This window comes from Streptomyces sp. NPDC050121 (assembly GCF_044460385.1).
In the GTDB taxonomy this organism is placed as follows: Bacteria; Actinomycetota; Actinomycetes; order Streptomycetales; family Streptomycetaceae; genus Streptomyces; species Streptomyces soliscabiei.
The window spans coordinates 1-21,036 of sequence record NZ_JBITJV010000076.1 but is presented as its reverse complement, the minus strand read 5'-3'; the positions used below and the strand labels follow the sequence as shown (position 1 = coordinate 21,036).

Annotated in this window: 19 protein-coding genes; 12 read left to right on the top strand and 7 right to left on the bottom strand. The window is 70.6% G+C overall.

Annotated features, from left to right (window positions below):
* Positions 1-26: 26 nt before the first annotated feature.
* Positions 27-353, top strand: a complete 327-nt coding sequence (locus ACIBTS_RS48075; protein ID WP_399328131.1) for a putative quinol monooxygenase — start codon at positions 27-29, stop codon at positions 351-353.
* A 53-nt stretch (positions 354-406) separates the two neighbouring features.
* Here the strand turns inward: ACIBTS_RS48075 and ACIBTS_RS48070 are convergent, their stop codons facing one another.
* The 4 genes from ACIBTS_RS48070 to ACIBTS_RS48055 are packed head-to-tail and all read right to left on the bottom strand — an operon-like array spanning position 407 to position 3,384.
* On the bottom strand, positions 407-1,438 hold the full coding sequence (locus tag ACIBTS_RS48070) for an NADP-dependent oxidoreductase (protein ID WP_399328129.1): 1,032 nt from the start codon (positions 1,436-1,438) through the stop codon (positions 407-409).
* A 4-nt stretch (positions 1,439-1,442) separates the two neighbouring features.
* Entirely contained in the window at positions 1,443-1,658 is a 216-nt protein-coding gene (locus tag ACIBTS_RS48065; protein ID WP_399328127.1) for a transposase, read from the bottom strand.
* Positions 1,659-1,666: 8 nt separating this feature from the next.
* Complete coding sequence (locus ACIBTS_RS48060; protein WP_399328125.1) at positions 1,667-1,969, bottom strand: 2Fe-2S iron-sulfur cluster-binding protein; 303 nt, start codon at positions 1,967-1,969, stop codon at positions 1,667-1,669.
* Positions 1,970-1,977: 8 nt separating this feature from the next.
* The gene (locus ACIBTS_RS48055; protein ID WP_399328123.1) at positions 1,978-3,384 is read right to left on the bottom strand and encodes an SRPBCC family protein; all 1,407 of its coding nucleotides are present in this window, start codon (positions 3,382-3,384) and stop codon (positions 1,978-1,980) included.
* A gap of 359 nt (positions 3,385-3,743) precedes the next feature.
* Between ACIBTS_RS48055 and ACIBTS_RS48050 the strand changes: the two genes are divergently transcribed.
* Genes ACIBTS_RS48050 through ACIBTS_RS48035 form a run of 4 tightly spaced genes read left to right on the top strand, consistent with a single transcriptional unit; the run spans position 3,744 to position 8,598 of the window.
* Positions 3,744-4,886 (top strand): sugar ABC transporter substrate-binding protein, encoded by a 1,143-nt coding sequence (locus tag ACIBTS_RS48050; protein WP_399328121.1) that lies wholly within the window; start codon positions 3,744-3,746, stop codon positions 4,884-4,886.
* The gene (locus ACIBTS_RS48045; protein ID WP_399328119.1) at positions 4,883-6,394 is read left to right on the top strand and encodes a sugar ABC transporter ATP-binding protein; all 1,512 of its coding nucleotides are present in this window, start codon (positions 4,883-4,885) and stop codon (positions 6,392-6,394) included. Before ACIBTS_RS48050 ends, ACIBTS_RS48045 begins: the two co-directional genes overlap by 4 nt.
* A 27-nt stretch (positions 6,395-6,421) precedes the next feature.
* On the top strand, positions 6,422-7,558 hold the full coding sequence (locus ACIBTS_RS48040) for an ABC transporter permease (protein WP_399328117.1): 1,137 nt from the start codon (positions 6,422-6,424) through the stop codon (positions 7,556-7,558).
* A complete protein-coding gene (locus ACIBTS_RS48035) occupies positions 7,555-8,598 on the top strand; it encodes an NAD(P)-dependent alcohol dehydrogenase (protein WP_399328115.1) in 1,044 nt (347 codons plus the stop codon). Before ACIBTS_RS48040 ends, ACIBTS_RS48035 begins: the two co-directional genes overlap by 4 nt.
* 36 nt (positions 8,599-8,634) lie before the next feature.
* Here ACIBTS_RS48035 and ACIBTS_RS48030 read toward each other — a convergent pair whose 3' ends face one another.
* From ACIBTS_RS48030 to ACIBTS_RS48020, 3 genes are all read right to left on the bottom strand, one after another.
* Positions 8,635-9,432: a ThuA domain-containing protein gene (locus ACIBTS_RS48030; protein ID WP_399328113.1), complete on the bottom strand. Its 798-nt coding sequence runs from the start codon at positions 9,430-9,432 to the stop codon at positions 8,635-8,637.
* Between the two features lie 3 nt (positions 9,433-9,435).
* Positions 9,436-10,200, bottom strand: a complete 765-nt coding sequence (locus ACIBTS_RS48025) for an SDR family NAD(P)-dependent oxidoreductase (protein ID WP_399328111.1) — start codon at positions 10,198-10,200, stop codon at positions 9,436-9,438.
* Between the two features lie 80 nt (positions 10,201-10,280).
* A complete protein-coding gene (locus ACIBTS_RS48020; protein WP_399328109.1) occupies positions 10,281-11,519 on the bottom strand; it encodes an acyl-CoA dehydrogenase family protein in 1,239 nt (412 codons plus the stop codon).
* A 193-nt stretch (positions 11,520-11,712) separates the two neighbouring features.
* On the opposite strand from ACIBTS_RS48020, the gene ACIBTS_RS48015 reads away from it, so the two are divergent.
* From ACIBTS_RS48015 to ACIBTS_RS47985, 7 genes are all read left to right on the top strand, one after another.
* Complete coding sequence (locus tag ACIBTS_RS48015; protein ID WP_399328107.1) at positions 11,713-13,251, top strand: AMP-binding protein; 1,539 nt, start codon at positions 11,713-11,715, stop codon at positions 13,249-13,251.
* Positions 13,252-13,290: 39 nt separating this feature from the next.
* The gene (locus tag ACIBTS_RS48010) at positions 13,291-13,896 is read left to right on the top strand and encodes a histidine phosphatase family protein (protein WP_399328105.1); all 606 of its coding nucleotides are present in this window, start codon (positions 13,291-13,293) and stop codon (positions 13,894-13,896) included.
* Between the two features lie 30 nt (positions 13,897-13,926).
* Positions 13,927-15,117, top strand: coding sequence for an acetyl-CoA C-acyltransferase (locus ACIBTS_RS48005; RefSeq protein ID WP_399328103.1), 1,191 nt, complete (start codon positions 13,927-13,929; stop codon positions 15,115-15,117).
* A 19-nt stretch (positions 15,118-15,136) separates the two neighbouring features.
* Positions 15,137-16,111 carry a PDR/VanB family oxidoreductase gene (locus ACIBTS_RS48000; protein ID WP_399328101.1) on the top strand — a complete coding sequence of 325 codons (975 nt, stop codon included), beginning with the start codon at positions 15,137-15,139 and terminating at the stop codon, positions 16,109-16,111.
* A gap of 83 nt (positions 16,112-16,194) precedes the next feature.
* A complete protein-coding gene (icmF, locus tag ACIBTS_RS47995; protein WP_399328099.1) occupies positions 16,195-19,425 on the top strand; it encodes a fused isobutyryl-CoA mutase/GTPase IcmF in 3,231 nt (1,076 codons plus the stop codon).
* A gap of 26 nt (positions 19,426-19,451) precedes the next feature.
* The gene (locus ACIBTS_RS47990) at positions 19,452-20,312 is read left to right on the top strand and encodes a 3-hydroxybutyryl-CoA dehydrogenase (protein ID WP_399328097.1); all 861 of its coding nucleotides are present in this window, start codon (positions 19,452-19,454) and stop codon (positions 20,310-20,312) included.
* 231 nt (positions 20,313-20,543) lie between these two features.
* Entirely contained in the window at positions 20,544-20,792 is a 249-nt protein-coding gene (locus tag ACIBTS_RS47985) for a hypothetical protein (protein WP_399328095.1), read from the top strand.
* The last annotated feature ends 244 nt before the right edge of the window (positions 20,793-21,036 follow it).

Below are 21,036 nucleotides of genomic sequence, written 5' to 3'. Positions count from 1 at the left end.
ACCACGAAAGGAACGGGTGACGCGCCATGGAAGAGAAAACCGCAGAGGAAATCATCGTCGCCGGCTGGATGGACTACGAGCCCGGCGACCGCGACGCCATGCTGAAGGCCCTCGTCGAGTTGGGCCGGCATACCCGCGAGCAGGAACCCGGCTGTCTGGACTACGCCATGACCGCCGATCCCGCCGACGAGCGGCGTATCCGGGTGTACGAGCACTGGACCTCCCGGCAGGCCCTGGACGAGCACTTCTCCACCGCGCACATCAAGGACTTCCGGGCGGCCGTGGCGGGGCTGACCCGGGTCGGGGTCTCCCTGACGGCCCACACCGTCGCCGCGTCACACCCCATGCGCTGAAACGGCGCCCCCGGGCGGGGGCTCCGTTTCAGCCTGCCGAAAAGGGCGCCGTTTCAGCCGGAATCGCCCAGGCTGACCAGCATCTTGCCGACGTTTCCGCCGCCGAGCAGGGACAGCAGCGCCCCCGGGGCGTTCTCCAGGCCGTCCACCACCGTCTCGCGCGCGGTGATCCGACCCTCGGCGAGCCAGCCCGCGACCCGCTGCTCGAACTCCGGCCGCAGGTCGTCGTGGTCGCGGACGATGAAACCGCACAGCGTCAGCCGCTTGAGGACCGCCTGGATCAAATTGTTGATGTCCACGGTCCGTCGGGCGCCGCCGAACTGCGACATCATGCCGCACAGGGCAACCCGGCCACCGGTCCGCAGCGCGTGCAGGGCGGCGGCGAGCTGCTCTCCGCCGACGTTGTCGAAATACACGTCGATGCCGTCGGGTGCCATCCGGGCCAGGGCGTCGCGCACCGGCTCGGCACGGTAGTCCGCGGCGGCGTCGTAGCCGAACTCCTTGACCAGCAGGGTGCACTTGTCCGGCCCGCCGGCGGTGCCGACGACTCGGTCCGCGCCCAGCAGGCGCGCGAACTGGCCGGCGCCTGTGCCGACGGCCCCGGCCGCCGCCGACACGAAGACGGTGTCGCCGGGGCGCAGCGCCGCGACCCGGGTCAGGCCCACGTACGCGGTGAATCCGGTCTGGCCGAGCAGCCCCAACCAGGTGGGCAGCGGGGCGAGTTGCGGGTCGATGCGATCGGCTCCGTCGGTGTCCGCCGCGTCCAGCACGGCCCGCTCCCGCCAGCCGAGTTGGTGGCGGACGTAGGCACCGGGCGGCACGCCGGGACAGCGGCTCTCCTCCACGACACCCAGGGCCCGGCCGTCGAGCGGTGATCCGGGGGTGAAGTTGTGCGTGTAGTGCTTCTCGGTGCTCTCCAGCCGCCCGCGCATGGACGGGTCGACGCTCATGTAGAGGTTGCGGACGAGGAGTTGGCCCTCACCGAGGGGTGGCAGGGGGCGTTCCTGGACGGTGAAGTCACCGGGGGTCGGCTCGTTTTCGGGGCGGCGTTCCAGACAGACCACCCGGGTGGTGCGCGGGGACACGGCGTCACCCCTCCGGTCGAGGCGGGGTGCGCCGCTGGGCGAGGCGGCCGACCCAGCCGGCCATCTGGAGGTCGGCGTGGCGCAGTTCGCCCGACTGCCACCGGGCCTGGAAGTCGAAGACGCCCTGCGCCCCTGACTTGGGGTCGGTCACCTCGACCAGTCCGTCCTCGGTGAGCCGGTACACATGCCCGGTCAGTGGGTGGATCACTTGCTTGGCCATGGAGGGCCTCACTCCTGCACTCGGCGGCGCACGCCGCGCTTGGTCACGGTCACCGGGCCCTCGACCCGGAGCCGGCAGGCGAGCCGGGTCAGGCCGTCCACCGGCCTGCGCAGGGCCTCGATGCCCTCGCGTTCCAGCGGGCCCACCGGGGAACAGTTCTCGGCTCCGTCCTCCACCTGGACGAAGCAGGTACGGCAGGTGCCCCTGCCGCCGCAGACGGTGGGCCAGCGGTAGCCGAGCCGCCGGGCGGCGGTGAACAGGTCTTCGCCGTCGAGGACTTCGAGCTCGACGCCCAGGGGCCTGACCGCCACGCGGTGGGTCACTTCTCCATCCACTGGTCGAGCGTCCGGTTGAAGTGGCGGATGCGGCTCTCCTGGTAGTTGGCCAGGGTGATGCCCGGCTTGCGCATCGCCTTCAGGCCCTGCTGGACGTAGGGGAGGTTCTCGCAGTCCTGGTCGAAGACGGGTCCGAGCACGCCGAGTTCGGGGATGTCGGCGAAGAGCATGTCCTCCGGCACCCAGCGGATCTTCACCGGGGGCGGCGTTTCGCCGGGCTGCTTCGGGGAGGACATGAAGATGATCTCGGCGGTGCAGGAGTCCGGGTCGAGGCCGTTGGGCCGGAACCGGTAGATGATGTTGGACTTGGCGCCGCCCCAGGGGTTGAAGTTGGGGAACAGCAGGTAGTTGATGGCGTCCAGCAGTTCGGTGTCGGCGGTCTGCGAGAAGTCCTGCTGCGCGGTGGCCGCCAGTTGCTCGCGCATCCGCTCGGCGAGGACCTGGCGGGCGGTGCCGCCGGGCGGGATCGCCGGCAGTTCGTCGCCCTCCTGCATCACCAGGTCACGGCCCTGGGCCGCGGCGTAGAACGCCCGCGAGTCGTAGAAGGTCTCCAGGACGTCCTCCTCCGTGACGGACTCCGCCACGTGCGGGCTGGGCGCGCCCTGGATGTTGATCATCCGGTTCCAGTTCGGCTGGTCCGCCATGACGTCGTACTGCGAGTTGGCGTCGGCGAGCCACGGCAGCATCTGCGGGTGGGTGGCGATCACATGGAAGGACTCGATGAACGCGTCCTGTGCGATCTTCCAGTTGCAGGGCAGCACCTTGCCGATGTGCAGCGACTTGTAGCGGTTCTCCAGTGGCCAGATGTAGTAGTCGTCGAAGGTGCCGCGATAACTGTCGAAGGACTCGGCACACGGGTCCATGTTGATGAAGACGAAGCCGCGCCAGGTGGCCACCCGGGCCTCGGGGAGGGCGAACTTCTCCGGGGTGACGTGCGGGAAGTCCCAGGCACAGGGCGGGGTCTGCATCGTGCCGTCGAGGTTCCAGGCGAAGCCGTGGAACGAGCAGCGGAACTCGCTGACGTTGCCGCCGCCGGTGCGCAGTTTGCGTCCGCGGTGCAGGCAGACGTTGACGAAGGCGCGGATCTCGTCGGGGGCCGTGCGCACGACGATGAGCGAGTCGTCGCCGATCTCGTAGACCTCGTGGTCGCCGACCTCGGGAATCTCGCTCTCCAGGCAGGCGAACTGCCACACGCGCCGCCAGACCTGCCGCATCTCGCGTTCGGCCCACTCGCGGGAGGTGAAACGGGCGTGGTCGATGTCCTCGCTGCCGAGGTGGTCGTTGCGCTCGTACCTCAGGGCGGGGGGAACCGGGCGGCTGTCCTGGTCGAGGTAGTCCTGGACGCTGGGCCCGGGGCACCGCGCAGTGGCCGGCTCCGATATTTCGTCCATCATCTCTCCTCCAGCAGAAACTTTATAGCGAGTGTAGTTACGGGCTGCGGTCGAGAGCAACACTCGCGACGGTGAACGCGCCCGCATCTGCCGAGGTCATCGCGTAATCAGCTTGAGATCCTGGATTTTCTTGCGGCGACCCTCTCCCCAAGCACGCCGGGGCATGTCACACTCCGACCCACTTGAGGCTGTAGTGCCTCATAAGTTTCTCCGTTCCGGAACGGTCTTTGCCCGTCCCGGCCCCCAGCGCCCCGGGGCTCTCACCCTGGGTGCCCGCGCCGTACCCCACGTCGGCGATCGACGCAGCCCTGCATTCCCCAGCACCTCTTGCGTGCGCCACACCACGGGAGTACTCAACGATGAGTTCCAGACCCGGTCGCGCGGTCCGCCGCGCCCTCACCGCGATCGTCCCCGTCACTGCCCTGCTCACCCTGACGGCGTGCGCCGGCGGCACGACCCCGGCCGCCGACTCCTCGCAGGCGGCGGCGCCCGGATCGCCCGGCCTGACGGCGGCCCGCGCGGCTCTGAAGACGTACGCGCAGCGCCCGGCCGCGATCTCCGTCACCCAGCCGGTCGGCAAGCAGATCCCCAAGGGCAAGAAGATCGACTTCATCCTGTGCGGCGTCCAGTCCTGCAAGGACCTCGCCGACTTCTTCACCGGCGCCGCGGGACAACTCGGCTGGAAGGTGAAGCAGATCGCCACCCAGGGCACGCCGGAGTCCGTCCAGGCCGCCTACGAACAGGCCGTACGCGACAAGCCGGACGCCGTCGTCGCCTCCGGTTTCCCGCGTGCCGTCTACACCAAGCAGCTGGCACAGCTGAAGGCGGCCGGTATCCCCGTCATCCAGTCCAACGCCGACGACGTGGTGGGCGACGGCATCTCCCTGCTGAAGAACGGGCCGAAGGACGTCGGCATCCAGGGCCGGATGCTCGCCTCGTGGGTGGTGTCGAACAGCGGCGCCAAGGCGAACACCGTGTACTTCGATCTGCCGGCGTACACGATCCTCAAGCCCGTCAAGGACTCCTTCGCGGCCAACTACAAGAAGTGGTGCGCCGGTTGCGCGCTGGACAACGTCGACGTGCCGATCACCGCGGTGGGCAAGGACATGCCGGACCGCGTGGTGTCGTATCTCCGCTCACACCCGAAGGTGACCCATGTCGTCTTCTCCCTGGGCCTGCTCAACGTGGGCGTGCCCGCCGCGCTGAAGACGGCCGGCCTCACCGGCAAGCACATCGTGGTCAACGTCGGTGACGCGCAGAACTACCAGTACATCCAGAGCGGTCTCACCGACGGCGCGATGGCGCTGAACTCCCATGAGACGGCCTGGCTCCAGGTCGACGCGCTGGCCCGGCACTTCACCGGCCAGTCCATGGCCGTGGACCAGAAGGCGACGCTGCCCAACTTGCTCGTCACCAACGACAACCTGCCTTCCGCCGACGGTGACTTCCCGATCGTCGAGAGCTACCAGAAGCAGTTCAAGGCGCTCTGGGGCCTGAGTTGACCGGGCCGGTACTGCGGGTGGCCGCCCTGTCGAAGCGATTCGGCGGCACCCAGGCACTGAGGGACGTGGACCTCGAGGTCGCGCCCGGCGAGATCCACGCCCTCATCGGGCCCAACGGCTCCGGCAAGTCCACCCTCATCAAGATCCTCGCCGGCTTCCACCACGCGGAGCCGGGTGCGGTGGCCGAACTCGACGGCGAGCCCTTCGACCTCGGCCAGGTCACGGCCTCCCGCCACGACCGGCTCCGCTTCGTCCACCAGGAGCTGGGGCTGGTGGGCGAGTTGAGCGCCATCGACAACCTCGCGCTCAGCCACGGCTTCGCCCGCACGGCCTTCGGCAACATCCGCTGGCCGGAGATGGAGAGACGCACGACCGCCCTCGTCGAACGGTTCGGTCTCGGCATCGACGTACGCCGTCCCCTGCTGACGGCGCCCCCCGTGCAGCGCGCGGTGGTGGCCATCGCCGCCGCGCTGCAGGGCTGGGAGGGCCGCCGGGGTGTCCTGGTGCTCGACGAGCCCACGGCCGTGCTGCCGCCCGGGGAGGTGGCCCGTCTGTTCGACATCGTGCGGGAGGTCCGCGACGCCGGCGCCGGCGTGCTGTACGTCTCGCACCGGATGGACGAGATCTTCGCGCTCGCCGACCGGGTCACCGTCATCCGCGGCGGACGCCGGATCGCCACCCGCCCGGTCTCCGAGCTCACTCCGCGCTCGCTGGCGGAACTGATGGCGGGCGAGGAGACGGAGACCGACCACCGCCCGGCGCCCTCCGCCGGTCCCGCCGACCCCGCCCTGGAGGTCCGTGACCTGTGGGCCGGGCCCCTGCGGGGGGTCGACCTCGACCTGGGCAGGGGTGAGCGTCTGGGCATCACCGGTCTGGTCGGTTCCGGCCACGAGGTCGTGCCGTACGTCGTGTGCGGGGCGCATGCCGGGCCGTTGAGCGGCAGGCTGCGGCTGCCGGAGCGCTCCGAGCGGTGGACCGAGGCGCGTGACGCCGGCGCCCTGGGCCTTCCCCTGGTCCCGGCGGACCGGGCCGGCGAGGGGGTGATCGGCGACTTCTCGGTCGGCGAGAACCTCACCCTGCCGCTCCTGGACCGGCTGCGCGCCCGTTCCGGGCGGCTGCACCGGCGCCGCGAGTCCGCCCTGGCGGAGGACTGGATCAGGCGGGTCGGGGTGCGCACGGCCGGCCCCGGGGCGCGGATCACCACCCTGAGCGGCGGCAACCAGCAGAAGGTCGTCATGGCCCGCTGTCTGGCCCAGCGTCCGCCGGTGCTGGCGCTGTGCGAGCCCACGGCGGGCGTGGACATCGCCACCCGGCTGCAGCTGTACGACCTGATAGAGCGCCAGGCCGACGAGGGCATGGGCGTCATCGTGTCCTCCTCCGACACACAGGACCTGCTCGCGCTGTGCACCCGCGTCCTGGTGGTGCGCGACGGCCGGATCGCACGGGAGATCAGCGGCCGGGACATCACCGAGCCCGCGCTCCTGCACGCCATGGAAGGAACCGAGTGACATGAGCCCTGGAAGGGACCCTCTGACATGACTTCCACACCGACCCGGGCGGCGGAGCTGCCGCCGTCCGCACCGCACAGGTCCGCGGTGTTCGTCCCCGGCGCACTGGGCCGGCGGGCGGTGGCCGCCCTGTCATTCCGCAACATCGGCGCCGTGTACGTGTGGCTGGTCATCGTCGTGCTCTTCTCCGTGTGGGCGCCGGACACGTTCCCGACCACCATCACGGTCAAGCAGGTACTCAACGGCAACGCCGTGGCGGGCCTGGTGGCACTCAGCGTCGTACCGCCACTGGCCGCACGCGTCTTCGACCTCTCGGTCGCCTACACCATGTCGCTCACCAGCGTGCTGACCGCCCGCTTCCTGGTCTCCGCCGGACTCGGTCCCGGCGCGGCGATCACCCTGGCGATGGCCGCCGCACTGCTGATCGGAGTCGTCAACGGGATCGTGGTGGTGGTCCTGCGCGTCGACTCGTTCATCGCCACCCTGGCCACCGGCGCGCTGATCCAGTCCCTGATCACCATGGTCACCAACGACAGCTCCATCACCGGTGTGCAGCTGCTCGCCAAGCCGTTCGCGAGCATCGCCCAGCTGGACGCGGGCGGCATCACCCTGCCGGTGCTGTATCTGCTGCTCGCCGCGCTCGCCATCTGGTTCCTGCTGGAACACACCGCCACCGGGCGCCGGTTGTACGCGACCGGCTTCAACGCCGACGCGGCCCGGCTGCAGGGCGTGCGCACCGACCGGCTGCGCTTTCTGACCCTGCTGGCCTCCGCCCTGCTCGCCGGTTTCGCCGGCATCGTCTTCGCGTCCTCGGTCGGATCCGGATCGCCGACCGCGGGCACCCCGTATCTGCTGTCGGCCTACGCCGCCGCGTTCGTCGGGGCGACCCAGTTGCGCGCGGGCCGCTTCAACGCCTGGGGCACGGTGCTCGCCGTCCTCCTGCTCGGCACGGGCATCACCGGACTCGGGCTCGCCACCAGCGCGCAGTGGGCCGCGAGCCTGTTCACCGGCTCGGTCCTCATCGTGGCGCTGGTCCTCACGGGTGGCCGGATCGCCCTGCCTGCCGTGCTGCGCCGCCGGAAGAAAATCCCTTCGCTTGCCGGCGCCGGGACTCCCACGGAGAGCGGCAACCCGCCCGCCACCAGCAAGGAGATCCGACCATGAAGGCTGTGCAGTACCGGAGGGTGGGACACGCCCCCGAGGTCGTCGAGGTTCCCGTGCCCGAACCGGGCCCGGGCCAGGTGCTGTTGAAGGTGACGGCGGCGGGGCTGTGCCACTCCGACCTGGCGGTCATGGGCTGGCCCGAAGATCAGTTCCCCTACCCGCTGCCGATGACGCTCGGCCACGAGAGTGTCGGCACGGTCGCGGCCGTGGACAGCGGTGTCACGGCAGTGGCGGAAGGCGACGACGTGGCGGTGTACGGCCCGTGGGGCTGCGGGCACTGCCACAACTGCGCCCAGGGCAAGGAGAACTGCTGCCCGCGCGCCGCCGGGCTCGGCATCCTGCCGCCGGGACTCGGCTCCCCCGGCGCGCTCGCCGAGTACATGTTGGTGGACTCGCCACGCCACCTGGTGCCGTTGAACGGACTGGACCCGGCGCAGGCCGCCCCGCTCACCGACGCGGGGCTGACGCCCTATCACGCGATCAGGAAGTCACTGCCCAAGCTGGTCCCGGGCAGCACGGCGGTGGTGATCGGGGTCGGCGGCCTGGGCCACCTCGCCGTACAGCTGCTCCGCGCTCTGACACCGGCCAGGGTGGTCGCCCTCGACGTGAGCAAGGAGAAGCTCGAGCTGGCACACACCGTCGGCGCTCACGAGACGCTCCTCTCCGACGGCGCGGCGGCCGCAGGGGTCCGGGAGCTCACCGGCGGGACGGGAGCGGACGTGGTGCTGGACTTCGTGGGAACAGAGGCGACGCTCGCGGTGGCCGCGGCGTCGGTGGCGGTGGCGGGCGACGTGACGATCGTCGGCATCGGCGGCGGCACCCTGGCGGTCGGCTTCGGCGGCGGGCTGCCGTTCGAGGTGTCCGCCTCGTTCCCCTACTGGGGCAGTCGCCCGGAACTCATGGAGGTCGTCGAGCTGGCGCGACAGGGGCTGGTCTCCTCCCACGTCGAGACCTTCACCCTCGACGAGGCGCCGACGGCCTACGAGCGTCTGCACGCCGGCGACATCAACGGCCGCGCGGTGGTACTGCCGCACGGTTGAGCCGCGACCCGTGCAGGGCCGGCGCCCGAGCCCCGCTCAGGTGCCGGCCCGCCCCTCTGCCGGGTTTCGCCCGTTCACCGTCCGCGCCACACACCGCCGCAGCACCGTCACGAACTCCGGCGTTTCCCACGGCCCGCGATCCACCCGGCCGGTGTCGTCCACGCCCAGGTCCTGTACGTCGTAACGGCCCCTGCAGTGCCCGAGGGTGAAGTAGCAGACCTCGCCGAGACCGTGCCGCTTGAGATACAGCACCGGTCGGGGCGCGGCGTCGAGGGCCGCCGTGTCACCCTCGGCGAAACCGCGGCACGGTCCCGTGTACTCGGCGTGCAGCAGCACCTCCAACTCCCCGTGCAGCTCGCACACATACAGCTCGTCGGTGACCGTGAACGGGCCGACCCCGGCGACCAGCGGATGGTCGGGCCGGGTCACCAGCACCTCGTACGGCTCGATCGGCGGATGGGCCAGGAACTGGCTGCCGAGCACCGGCGCCAGTTCCCCCAGGAGCCGCGGGGTCGTGAACACCCGCGGTCCGTCACTCGCCGACGGCTCGATCACCGAGTTGGTGCCGTGCAGGGCGAGCCAGCGCCCGCCCCGCTCGACGAACCGTGCCAGCGCGGCCCGCTGTGCCGGGCGGGGCCGGACGTCACAGGTGTAGGTGACCACCAGGTCGGCCTTCTCGAGCGCAGCCACGCAGTCGTAGTCCTGATACACGCTCGTCCGCACCCGTGGATGTTCACCGAGCAGCTCCAGCAGCCGGAGCCGCGCGTAGTCGAAGTCGTGCCAGCGGCCGCCGCAGACCAACACGGCGTCCAGGCGGCCGGCCGGGCCCGCCACGGCTCAGTACTGGACGCGGGTGAGCAGCCCGCCGTCCACCACGAGGTTGACCCCGACGCAGAAGGAGCCGGTCCGCCCGAGCAGGAACGCCACCGCCGCTGCCACATCCTCCGCGGTGCCGTAACGGCCGACCGGAAGCTTGGCCAGCACCTCCTCGTACACCTCCGGGCGGCTGGCGCGGATGGTCTCCCAGGCACCGCCGGGGAAGTCGATCGGGCCGGGCGAGACGGTGTTGACGCGGATGCCCTTCGGCGCGAGGGCGTGCGCGAGGGCCGACGCGTGCTGGACCACGGCTGCCTTGAGCGCGGAGTACGAGTTCGCTCCGGCCGGGCGCGCGGTGTCGGAGGCGTTGGTGGTGCCGATGGCGACGACGGCGGCCCGGTCGGAGGCCTCCAGGTGCGGAAGGGCCGCCTCGACGAGTCCCGCGAACGGGATCAGGTCGCCGCGCAGGCTGGCCTCCCAGGACTCGGGGCCCTTCACGTTGCCCGCCGACACGTTGGACACCAGCAGGTCCAGGCCGCCGAGTTCACCGGCCGCCCGCTCCACGAAGCCCACGAGCGCGGCCGGGTCGGTGACGTCGACCGGTTCCGCGAACACCGTGGCGCCCTCGCCGCGCAGTTCGGCGGCGGTCTTGGCCAGGCCTTCCTCGCCGCGGGCGCACAGCGCCAGCGCGCAGCCCTCGGCCGCCAGGGTGGTGGCGATCGCCCGGCCGATGCCCCGGCTCGCGCCGGTCACCAGCGCCTTCGCGCCTGTCAGTCCCAGATCCATCGATGTCACTCCTTTGTGATTGCCGAATGCGACTGCCGAATGTGACTGCCGAATGCTGCTGCTGAAAAGGACCCGGCGCCTCAGTTGCCGGGAAGCTGTGAGAACGGCATGCGGTCCACCCGCGGCTCCGGCGGCAGCTTCAGCACCCGTTCGCCGATCAGGTTGCGCTGGATCTGGTCGGTGCCTCCGGCCAGCCGGTAGCCGGGGGCGCCGAGCAGGTGCTGCGCCCAGGCGAAGGTGCCCGCCTCCCCGGTGTCGGCGCTGATCCGCGCTCCCATCAGCTCGGCGGCGACCTGTCCCGTGCGGGTGAGCAGGTCGGAGGCCATGAGCTTGGTCAGGGACGCCTCCGGGCCCGGCCGTCCGCCGGCGGCGCTCGTCCTGGCGACACGGTCCACGGTGGCCGCGCGCAGGGCGGCGCGTACGTACAGGTCGGCGAGTCGCTGGCGGACCAGCGCGTCTTCGGTGCGGCCGAGGGAGCGGGCGAGCGCGAGGACGTCCGCGAACGTGCCGCCCTTGCGGCGGTTGCCGCCGCCGGAGGCGGTCCGCTCGAAGGCGAGGGTGGTGGTGGCGACCTCCCAGCCCTGGCCCGGTCGCCCGATCCGCAGCCGGTCCGGAACACGGACGCCACTGAGGAAGACCTCGTTGAAGGAGGCGCCGCCGCTCATCTGACGGATGGGGCGCACCTCCACGCCGGTGGCGTCCATCGGGACCAGGAAGGCGGTGATTCCGGCCTGTTTGACCACGTCCGGGTCGGTGCGGGCGAGCAGCAGACCGTAGTCGGCGAACTGGGCGCCCGAGGTCCACACCTTCTGACCGTCGATCACCCACTCGTCGCCTTCTTGGCGGGCACGGGTGCGCAGGGCAGCGAGGTCGGATCCGGCACCGGGTTCGCTGAAGAGCTGGCAGGCCAGCAGGTCGGTGCGCAGGAACGCGCGCGCGTACGTGTCACGCTGCTCGGCCGTCCCGAACAGGGAGACCGCCATGCCGACAAGGCGCACCGTGACGCTGATCAGCTCGGTCGACGGCGGCACCTCGAAGGCCGACTCCTCCTCGGCGAAGGCTGCCACATGGGCGGCGGTCAGGCCCGCGCCGCCCTTGTCCTCGGGGAGGGTCAGTGCCTGGTACCCGGCGTCGAAGCGGGCGCGCTGGTAGACGCGGCAACGCTCCAGCAGCAGGCGCTCCTCGTCCTCCGGGAGGTTGTGGAACACGGCCAGGTCGGCCGCCCCTGTGGCGGACTGCGGCGCCCGCGCCGGTTCGAGCACGCCGGCCAGCCACTGCCGGACCTGTGTGCGCCATGCGTCCGGATCGGGCTGGGACATGGATCCTCCTCGGATACTTACCAGACGGCAGTTTGAGTAACGGCGATCGGGAGTACACCGCCCCAACCTCTGAAACTTGGGGAAATCACTCCGCCTGGAACCAGAGTGTTCCGTACTTTCTTGATAAACGCTACAGTCTCCGCATCTCCTCTCCCTTCGAATCGGGAGAGGCCCAGGAGCCGCCGGAGGAGCCATGTCGCTGCTGCCACTCGACCGTCGCGCCCAGGAGACACCCGACGAGCCCGCCCTGGCGGACGACCTGGGGGTGCTGTCCTGGTCGGGCCTCGCCGACCAGGTGGCGCGGGCGACGGCCCGGCTGCTGGAGTTCGCGCCCGGCCCCGACGACCGGGTCGCCGTCCTCGGCGACAACGCGATCCCGACGCTGGTGGCCCATCTGGCGGGCCTGCGTGCCGGAGTGGGGACCGTGGCCACATCCCGGAACCTCACGTCGGGCGAACTCGTCGACCAGATCATCGACGCGGGCGTGACCGGAATCATCGCCGGACCGGTCGGCGCGGGTGCCGCCCTCGACGCGGCCCGGGAACTGGGCCTTCCGGTCGTGATGCACGGAACCCCGGCAGTGGGGCACGCCTTTGCCTGGGACGCATGGCTCGCGGCCGCGCCCGCCGGGCGCACGGCCCCGACGGACCGGCCCGCCCGGCCTCCGCTCGTCTACACCTCGGGCACCACCGGACGGGCGCGCGGCACCGAGGTGCGCTGGGTGAGCGGCCCGGTCGCCGACAGCGCCGCCTACCTCGCCGCGATGGCCGCCCGGCCGGGATTCCCGCCGGGACCGCACCTGGTGTGCGGCCCCCTCCAGCACAACGCGCCGCTGACCTCGCTGCGGCATCTGACGGCCGGTCAGCCGGTCATCGTCCTCGGCAGATACGACGCGGAGACGTTCCTCAGCCGGGTGCAGAAGTGGCGAGTCTCCTCGACGGTGATGGTGCCCACCCACTTCCAACGGCTGCTCGCCCTCCCGGAAGAGGTCCGCGGCCGCTACGACGTCTCCAGCCTGCGGCAGGTCTCCCACACCGGCTCCGCGTGCCCGCCGGACGTGAAGCGAGCCATGATCGACTGGTTCGGCCCGGTGCTCACCGAGTCGTACGGCGCCAGCGAAGCCGGGACCGTGGCCCGCATCAGCAGCACCGAGTGGCTGGCAAACCCGGGCTCGGTCGGACGCGTCCGGCCCCCGTTCGAGGTCCTGGTCACCGATGACGACGGCGGTCAACTGACGCCCGGGGAAATCGGGTTGCTGGCCTTCCGGGCACCCGAAGACCAGGGCGTCCGCTACCACGCGGACCCGGACAAGACCAGGTCCGCTTATCTCTCCCCCGGCGTCTTCACGCTCGGCGACATCGGCTACGTCGACGCGAACGGCTACATCTTCATCACCGACCGGGCCGCGGACGTCGTGGTCTCCGGCGGCGTGAACCTGTACCCGGCCGAGAGCGAGGCGGTCCTGCGGCAGCACCCGGCGATCGCCGAGGTCGCGGTCATCGGCGTGCCCGATGCGGACTTCGGCGAGTCGCTGCGGGCGCTGGTCGTGGCCGCGGCCGACGAGCCGCCGACCGAGGACCTGGACCGGTTCTGCCGCGACCGCCTCGCCGCCTACAAGTGCCCGAGGTCGTACGAGTTCGTCCCCGAGCTGCTGCGCAACGCGATGGGCAAGCTCGACAAGCGTGCGATGCGCCGTCCCTATTGGAGCTCGGAACGGACCATCGCCGGCTGAGCCGACCCGCCCGTCCCTCACGCGTACGAAGGATCACCCATGACCGAACTCCTCCTCGTCCGGCACGGCCTCCCCCTGGCGGGCGTGTTCGACCCGGGGCTGTCGCCGGAGGGCAGCGCCCAGGCGGAGCGTCTCGCCGCCTGGCTCGTGCACGAGGACGTCGACGCCCTGTACACCAGCCCGTTCCAACGAGCCCGCGAGACGGTGGCTCCCCTGGAACGGCTCACCGGCATGACCGCCACCGTCCTCGACGACCTGCGCGAGTGGGACACCGACGTCTCCCACCCCTACACGCCACCGGAGCAGATCGGCGCGGAGGACCCCCGCGGGGCGGCGCTCGCCGAGGGACGCTACGAGGACTTCGTGCCGGATCTGGACTGGGACGCCTTCCGTGCGCGAGCCGTACGGGCCATGGACACCATCCTCGACGCCCATCCCGGCGGGCGGGTCGCGGTCGTGTGCCACGGCGGGATCACCAACACCTACCTGGCGACCGTGCTCGGCCTGCCGACGATGTTCTGGTTCCACCCCGGCTACACGTCCGTCAGCCGGGTGCGGCGCATGCCCGGCGGCCGGATCGTTCTGCACTCGGTGAACGAGACGGCCCACATGATCGCCCGACGTGCCGTAGACGCGGCCGCCTGACCCCGTCCCACTCCCCAGGAGGTCCCGGCCATGCCCGGATCCGTCATCGTCGCCGGAGCAAGGACGCCCATCGGCAGACTCATGGGCGCCCTGAGCACGGTGTCCGCCGTCGACCTCGGCGCCCACGCCATCGGCGCGGCGCTGGCCGCCGTGCACCTGGACCCGGCAGCCGTGGAAGCCGTCGTCATGGGTCATGTCGTGCAGGCCGGGGCCGGCCCCAACCCGGCACGGCAGGCCGCGATCCGCGCCGGCATTCCGTTCTCCGTCCCCGCGAGCACCGTCAACAAGCTCTGCCTGTCCGGTCTGCACGCCATCGCCCTGGCCGACCTCATGATCGCCTCCGGCCGTCACGAGGTGGTCGTCGCCGGTGGCATGGAGTCCATGTCGGGCGCCCCGCACCTGCTGCGCGGATCACGCACCGGCTGGAAGTACGGCTCGACCGCGGTGGAGGACGCCCTCGACCGTGACGCCCTCGTCTGCGCCTTCGACGACGTCTCCATGGGAGCGGCCACCGAGCGCTATCAGCAGCCGTACGCCCTGACGCGCGAGGAGCAGGACGAGTACAGCGCGCTGTCCCATCAACGGGCCGCCCAGGCGCAGGAGTCGGGTGCGCTGCGCGAGGAGATCATCCCCGTCACCGTGGCCGGACGCCGGGGCGAGACGGTGGTCGACACCGACGAGGGCGTGCGGCCGGGGAGCACCGCAGAGAGCCTGGGGCGGCTCAAGCCGGCCTTCTCGGGGGCGGGCACGATCACCGCGGGCAACTCGTCGCAGCTGTCCGACGGCGCCGCGGCTGTCATCGTGATGAGCGCGGAGCGTGCCCGCCGGGAGGGCCTGACCCCGCTCGCCGAGATCGGGGCCTACGGCACGGTCGCGGGCCCCGACCCCTCACTGCTCGTCCAGCCGGCCGGCGCGGTCCGCGACGCCCTGTCCCGGGACGGCCGGCTGAAGTGCGCCGATCTGGACCTGTTCGAGATCAACGAGGCGTTCGCCTCGGTGGCCCTGGCTTCCGTACGGGAGCTGGACATCCCCCTGGACAAGGTGAACGTCAACGGCGGCGCGATCGCGCTCGGGCACCCGGTCGGCATGACCGGAGCCCGGCTGGTGCTGACCCTCGCGACCGAACTGCGACGGCGCGGAGGCGGCAGCGGAGCGGCGGCCCTGTGCGGGGGCGGCGGCCAGGGCGACGCGCTGCTGCTTCATGTGCCGACGCAGGCCTGAATCCCGGAGCTGACCCACCATGAACGACCAACTGCCCGCCTGGACGCCCCTCACCGTGGCGACCCGCACCCCCGCCGCCGACGGCGTCGTCTCCCTCACCCTGCGCCGCCCCGACGGCGGTGTGCTTCCCGCCTGGACGCCGGGCGCCCACATCGACGTACTCCTGGACGGCGACGACGGTGAAGAGGGCGGCCTGATCCGCCAGTACTCCCTGTGCGGGCGCCCGGCCGACCGTGCGGCCTGGCAGATCGCCGTGCTGCGCGAGCCGCGGGGCCGTGGCGGCTCCGCATACGTCCACGACCACCTGCACGAAGGCACCACCGTGCGGGTCCGCGGACCGCGGAACAACTTCCCGTTGCGGCCCGCCGCACGCCATCTGTTCATCGCCGGCGGCGTCGGCATCACACCGATACTTCCCATGGTCGAGGCCGCCGAGGCCGCGGGAGACGACTGGCTTCTGCTGTACGGCGGCCGCACCCGCAGCTCCATGGCGTTCCTCGACCGCCTCGCCGCGCACGGGGACCGCGTCCTCATCCGTCCGCAGGACGAGTACGGCCTGCTGGACCTCGCTGCCCACCTCGGCGTACCCGAGGAGGGCACCCTGGTGCACGCCTGCGGGCCCGAACCCCTGCTGCTGGCGGTGCAGGAGCAGTGCGCGGGCTGGCCCCCCGGCACGCTGGGCGTCGAGCGGTTCGCCCCGACGCAGCCAACCGGGTCCGGCCCGGCCGAGGCCTTCGAGCTGGAACTCGCTCGTTCCGGGCTCACCCTCACCGTGCCGTCGGACCGCTCGGTACTCGAAACCGTCGAGGAGGCAGGCGTCGCGGTGGACTTCTCGTGCCGGGAAGGCACGTGCGGCACCTGTGAGACGGACGTACTGGACGGCAAACCCGACCATCGCGACTCGCTGCTGAGCGAGGACGAGCGGGCCGCCGGCGACACCATGCTCATCTGTGTCTCCCGCTCGTGCGGGCCTCGCCTGGTCCTCGACCTGTGACGGCGATCACCTCCAGCAATTTACTAGGACGTCCTAGTATCTCTGGCGTCAGCAATACCCCCGCTCCGTCCGGGAAGGCCCTCATGAGCGATCTGCACCGGCCCGTGCACCCTGTCCGTCTGGTCACCGCTTCAGCTCTGTTCGACGGGCACGACGCGTCGATCAACATCATGCGGCGGATCTTCCAGTCCCAGGGTGCCGAGGTGATCCACCTGGGCCACAACCGCTCGGTGCGGGAGGTCGTGGACGCGGCGCTGGAGGAGGACGCACACGGCGTGGCCGTCTCGTCCTACCAGGGCGGGCACGTCGAGTACTTCGAGTACCTGGTCGAGTCGCTGCGTGCGCAGGGCGCCGGCCACATCCGCGTGGTGGGCGGCGGAGGGGGCGTCATCGTTCCCGACGAGATAGCCCGTCTGCGCAACAGCGGGGTGACCATCTTCTCCCCGGAGGACGGCCAGCGGATGGGCCTGGCCGGGATGGTCAACTCGGTGGTGCGCGACTGCGACTTCGACCTCTGGGACGGCAAGCCGGCCGGCGCGGCCGCCGTACTGGCCGGTGACCGGTTCGCGATCGCCCGTGCCATCACCGGTGCGGAACTCGGCAAACTGTCCCCGGAGTTCCTCGCACAGCTGCGGGCCACGGCTGCCGCCGGGTCGGTGCCGGTGCTCGGCATCACCGGCACCGGTGGTTCGGGGAAGTCGTCGCTGACCGACGAGTTGGTGCGTCGGTTCCGAGTCGACCAGCAGGACAAGCTGCGGATCGCGGTGATCGCGGTCGACCCGACCCGTCGCCGCGGCGGTGGCGCCCTGCTCGGTGACCGGATCCGGATGAACTCCCTGGACGGCAGCCGGGTCTTCTTCCGCAGCCTGGCCACCCGCGGCAGCCGTGAACTGCCCGAGCACCTCGCGGACGTGATCGACGTCGTGAAGGCCGCCGGCTTCGACCTGGTGATCGTGGAGACGCCGGGCATCGGCCAGGGCGACGCGGCGATCGTGCCGTTCGTCGACACCTCGATGTACGTGATGACGCCGGAGTTCGGCGCAGCCTCGCAGCTGGAGAAGATCGACATGCTCGACTTCGCCGACGTGGTGGCGATCAACAAGTTCGAGCGGCGCGGCGCCAAGGACGCGCTGCGCGACGTGGGCCGCCAACTGGTCCGTAACCGCGAGGCGTTCGGTATGCGGCCCGAGGACATGCCGGTGTACGGCACCTCGGCGGCGACCTTCAACGACGACGGCGTCACCGCGCTGTATCAGCACCTGAAGGCCAACCTGGCCGAGAAGGGACTGCCGCTGTCGGAGGGCACGTTGGCGCCGGTCGGCATTCGCCACTCCTCCGGCATCCGGCAGGTGGTTCCCGCGGACCGGGTGCGCTACCTCGCCGAGATCACCGACACCGTCCGCGCCTACCACGGCGAGACCGGCCAACTGGCTGAGGCGGCACGGCGGGTGCAGCGCCTCGACACGGTCCAGGGCGAGCTCGTCGAGGCCGGCTCCGACGCCGAGAACGTGCAGTCGCTGCTCGACAAGGCGCGCAGGCGGCTCCCGCACGACATCAGCGAGCAGATCGAGAACTGGCCCGCCGTGGTGGCGTCGTACTCCGGCGACGAGCAGGTCGTGAAGGTCCGTGACAAGGAGATCCGCACCAAGCTGACCCGCGAGTCGCTCTCCGGCAACAAGATCCCCCGCGTCGCCCTGCCCCGCTTCACCGACCACGGGGAGCTGGTGCGGTTCTGGCGCGGGGAGAACCTGCCCGGCCGCTTCCCCTTCACCGCCGGGGTGTTCCCCTTCAAGCGTGACGGTGAGGACCCGGCGCGGATGTTCGCCGGCGAGGGCGACCCGTTCCGTACCAACCGGCGCTTCAAGCTGCTCTCCGAGGGCCAGCCCGCCACCCGCCTGTCCACCGCCTTCGACTCGGTCACCCTCTACGGCCGCGACCCCGACGAACGCCCCGACATCTACGGCAAGGTCGGCACCTCCGGCGTCTCGGTGGCCACGCTGGAGGACATGAAGGCGCTCTACGACGGCTTCGACCTGGTCGCGCCGACGACGTCGGTGTCGATGACGATCAACGGGCCCGCGCCGACCATCCTGGCCTTCTTCCTCAACACCGCCGTCGACCAGCGACTCGACCGCTTCCGTGCCGCCGAGGGCCGCGACCCGTCGCCCGAGGAGGCGGCCGAGCTGCGGGCGCACGCGCTGGCGAACGTGCGCGGCACGGTGCAGGCCGACATCCTCAAGGAGGACCAGGGCCAGAACACCTGCCTGTTCTCCACCGAGTTCTCCCTGCGGATGATGGCCGACATCCAGGAGTGGTTCATCGAGCAGAAGGTCCGCAACTTCTACTCGGTGTCCATCTCCGGCTACCACATCGCCGAGGCCGGCGCGAACCCCATCAGCCAGCTCGCCTTCACCCTGGCCAACGGCTTCACCTACGTCGAGGCCTATCTCGCCCGGGGCATGCACATCGACGACTTCGCCCCGAACCTGTCGTTCTTCTTCTCCAACGGCATGGACCCCGAGTACTCCGTCCTCGGCCGCGTGGCACGCCGTATCTGGGCGGTCGCGATGAAGGAGAAGTACGGCGCGGGCGAGCGCAGCCAGAAGCTGAAGTACCACGTCCAGACCTCCGGACGTTCCCTGCACGCCCAGGAGATGGACTTCAACGACATCCGCACCACCCTGCAGGCGCTCATCGCGATCTACGACAACTGCAACAGCCTGCACACCAACGCCTACGACGAGGCCGTCACCACCCCCACCGAGGAGTCCGTCCGCCGCGCCCTGGCCATCCAGCTGATCATCAACCGGGAGTGGGGCCTGGCGATGAACGAGAACCCTCTGCAGGGGTCGTTCATCATCGACGAACTCACCGACCTGGTCGAGGAGGCCGTCCTGCAGGAGTTCGAGCGGATCAGCGAACGCGGCGGTGTGCTCGGCGCGATGGAGACCGGCTACCAGCGCGGCCGTATCCAGGACGAGTCGATGCTCTACGAACAGCGCAAGCACGACGGCACCCTGCCCCTCATCGGCGTCAACACCTTCCGCAACCCGCACGCCGACATCGCCGGGCCCGGCGTCATCGAACTCGCCCGCGCCACCGAGGAGGAGAAGCACTCCCAACTGGCGCGCGTACAGGACTTCCAGGCCCGACACCAGGAGCCGGCCCACGCCGCCCTGGCTGCCCTCAAGGACGCGGCGGTGGGCGGCGACAACGTCTTCGCCGTCCTCATGGACGCCGCCCGCGTCTGCTCGCTCCAGCAGATCACCGACGCCTTCTTCGAGGTCGGCGGCCAATACCGCCGCAACGTCTGACCACCACTGACCGGATAGGACATCACATGGACTCCGTCACCCGTCTCGGCGTCGTCGGCTGCGGCCTCATGGGCTCCGGCATCGCCGAAGTCGCCGCCCTGGGCGGCCTCGACGTCCGTGTCGCCGAAGCCACCCCCGACGCCGTCGAGGCAGGCCGCCGTCGAGTCACCGCCTCCCTCGACCGAGGCGTGCAGCGCGGCAAGATCACCGAGGAACAGCGCGGCCAGGCCCTCGCCCGGCTCTCGTTCACCCACGACCTCAGTGACCTGTCCGACCGTCAGTTCGTCGTCGAGGCCGTCGCCGAGAACCGCGAGATCAAGACCGACGTCCTGCGCTCCCTGGACAAGGCGGTCGAAGACCCCGCGGCGATCCTGGCCACCAACACCTCCTCCATCCCCGTCGTCGATCTCGCCGTCGCCACCGAGCGGCCCGGCCAGGTCATCGGCATGCACTTCTTCAACCCTGTTCCGGTACAGAAGTTGGTCGAGCTCGTTCCCGCCCTCACCACCAGCCCGGACACCGTGCAGCGCACCCGCGACCTGGCCACGCAACTCGGCAAGCAGCCCATCCAGGCACCCGACCGCTCCGGCTTCGTCGTCAACGCCCTCCTCGTGCCCTACCTGCTCAGCGCGGTCCGGATGGTGGAGTCCGGCGGCGCCCGGCCCCAGGACATCGACCAAGGCATGGAACTCGGCTGCGCCCACCCCATGGGCCCGCTCCGCCTGCTCGACCTGATCGGCCTGGACACCGCCCAAGCCGTCGCCGAGTCGATGTACGAGGAGTTCAAGGAACCGCTGTACGCCCCGCCGGCACTACTGCGCCGCATGGTCGCCGCAGGCCACCTCGGCCGTAAGAACGGCCGCGGCTTCTACACGTACGACGCCTGAACATAGGCCGGCCGCCCACAGAGCCCAGGTCTGCCCAGTACCGTCGTGACGCTACGTGACGGGTACAAGACTCCTCACTCGGACTTCGAAGTGGAGGCATAGGGGGCGCACGCACACTCCACCCCCGAACTGTGTAGTCCCACCACATGTCCGCCTGACCTGCCTCTGGTTCTGGATCACTTTCAGTGCCGGAGCCACGGAGGGTCACCACAACCGCGATCATGAACGGCCGTGGGTGATGTGCTTCTCCAGGACCTGTGGTTCCACCAGGTCGAAGGCGTAATGATCGAAAACGCAGTGGTCGACGGCGAGTTGGTTGTCGTGCGGGCTCGCGCATCGGCGGAGCGGGCCGCGTTGAAGGTGCATCCCGGCCTGCCGAAAATCGCGCTGCGACCCACCACGACGCCGTACTTGCCGACGAGGCCAAGTCCTGCGCCTGCCCACCTCTGCGGTGACGTCAGTGCACGTGAACATACCTGACGCATCCACACGCCAGACGCCTCCCAACTCGCAGACACGTGCTGCTGCTGGAAGTGAACGAAGCCACCGCCAGCGTGATCACCGCAAGATGACCTTGCTGGCGGCAGTCGGACATCGTTGTGTCACGCGGTCGAAATTCCCCAAACACGGTCTAGGGCGTGTTTCGAAAGTAGCGTCGTCCGCCCGGAGGGCGGGGCCCGCGGCGTCTGGTGCGGTGCATCGCAAGGCGGAGGGTCGTCCGCGT

What these genes read in the sequence shown, in the direction of transcription:
- ACIBTS_RS48040 (WP_399328117.1), top strand. Translation starts at nt 6,422, where the DNA reads ATGACTTCCACACCGACCCGGGCGGCGGAGCTGCCGCCGTCCGCACCG.
- ACIBTS_RS48005 (WP_399328103.1), top strand. Translation starts at nt 13,927, where the DNA reads ATGCCCGGATCCGTCATCGTCGCCGGAGCAAGGACGCCCATCGGCAGA.
- ACIBTS_RS48075 (WP_399328131.1), top strand. Translation starts at nt 27, where the DNA reads ATGGAAGAGAAAACCGCAGAGGAAATCATCGTCGCCGGCTGGATGGAC.
- ACIBTS_RS48050 (WP_399328121.1), top strand. Translation starts at nt 3,744, where the DNA reads ATGAGTTCCAGACCCGGTCGCGCGGTCCGCCGCGCCCTCACCGCGATC.
- ACIBTS_RS48010 (WP_399328105.1), top strand. Translation starts at nt 13,291, where the DNA reads ATGACCGAACTCCTCCTCGTCCGGCACGGCCTCCCCCTGGCGGGCGTG.
- ACIBTS_RS48025 (WP_399328111.1), bottom strand. Translation starts at nt 10,200, where the DNA reads ATGGATCTGGGACTGACAGGCGCGAAGGCGCTGGTGACCGGCGCGAGC.
- ACIBTS_RS48035 (WP_399328115.1), top strand. Translation starts at nt 7,555, where the DNA reads ATGAAGGCTGTGCAGTACCGGAGGGTGGGACACGCCCCCGAGGTCGTC.
- ACIBTS_RS48000 (WP_399328101.1), top strand. Translation starts at nt 15,137, where the DNA reads ATGAACGACCAACTGCCCGCCTGGACGCCCCTCACCGTGGCGACCCGC.
- icmF (WP_399328099.1), top strand. Translation starts at nt 16,195, where the DNA reads ATGAGCGATCTGCACCGGCCCGTGCACCCTGTCCGTCTGGTCACCGCT.
- ACIBTS_RS48065 (WP_399328127.1), bottom strand. Translation starts at nt 1,658, where the DNA reads ATGGCCAAGCAAGTGATCCACCCACTGACCGGGCATGTGTACCGGCTC.
- ACIBTS_RS47990 (WP_399328097.1), top strand. Translation starts at nt 19,452, where the DNA reads ATGGACTCCGTCACCCGTCTCGGCGTCGTCGGCTGCGGCCTCATGGGC.
- ACIBTS_RS48015 (WP_399328107.1), top strand. Translation starts at nt 11,713, where the DNA reads ATGTCGCTGCTGCCACTCGACCGTCGCGCCCAGGAGACACCCGACGAG.
- ACIBTS_RS48020 (WP_399328109.1), bottom strand. Translation starts at nt 11,519, where the DNA reads ATGTCCCAGCCCGATCCGGACGCATGGCGCACACAGGTCCGGCAGTGG.
- ACIBTS_RS48055 (WP_399328123.1), bottom strand. Translation starts at nt 3,384, where the DNA reads ATGGACGAAATATCGGAGCCGGCCACTGCGCGGTGCCCCGGGCCCAGC.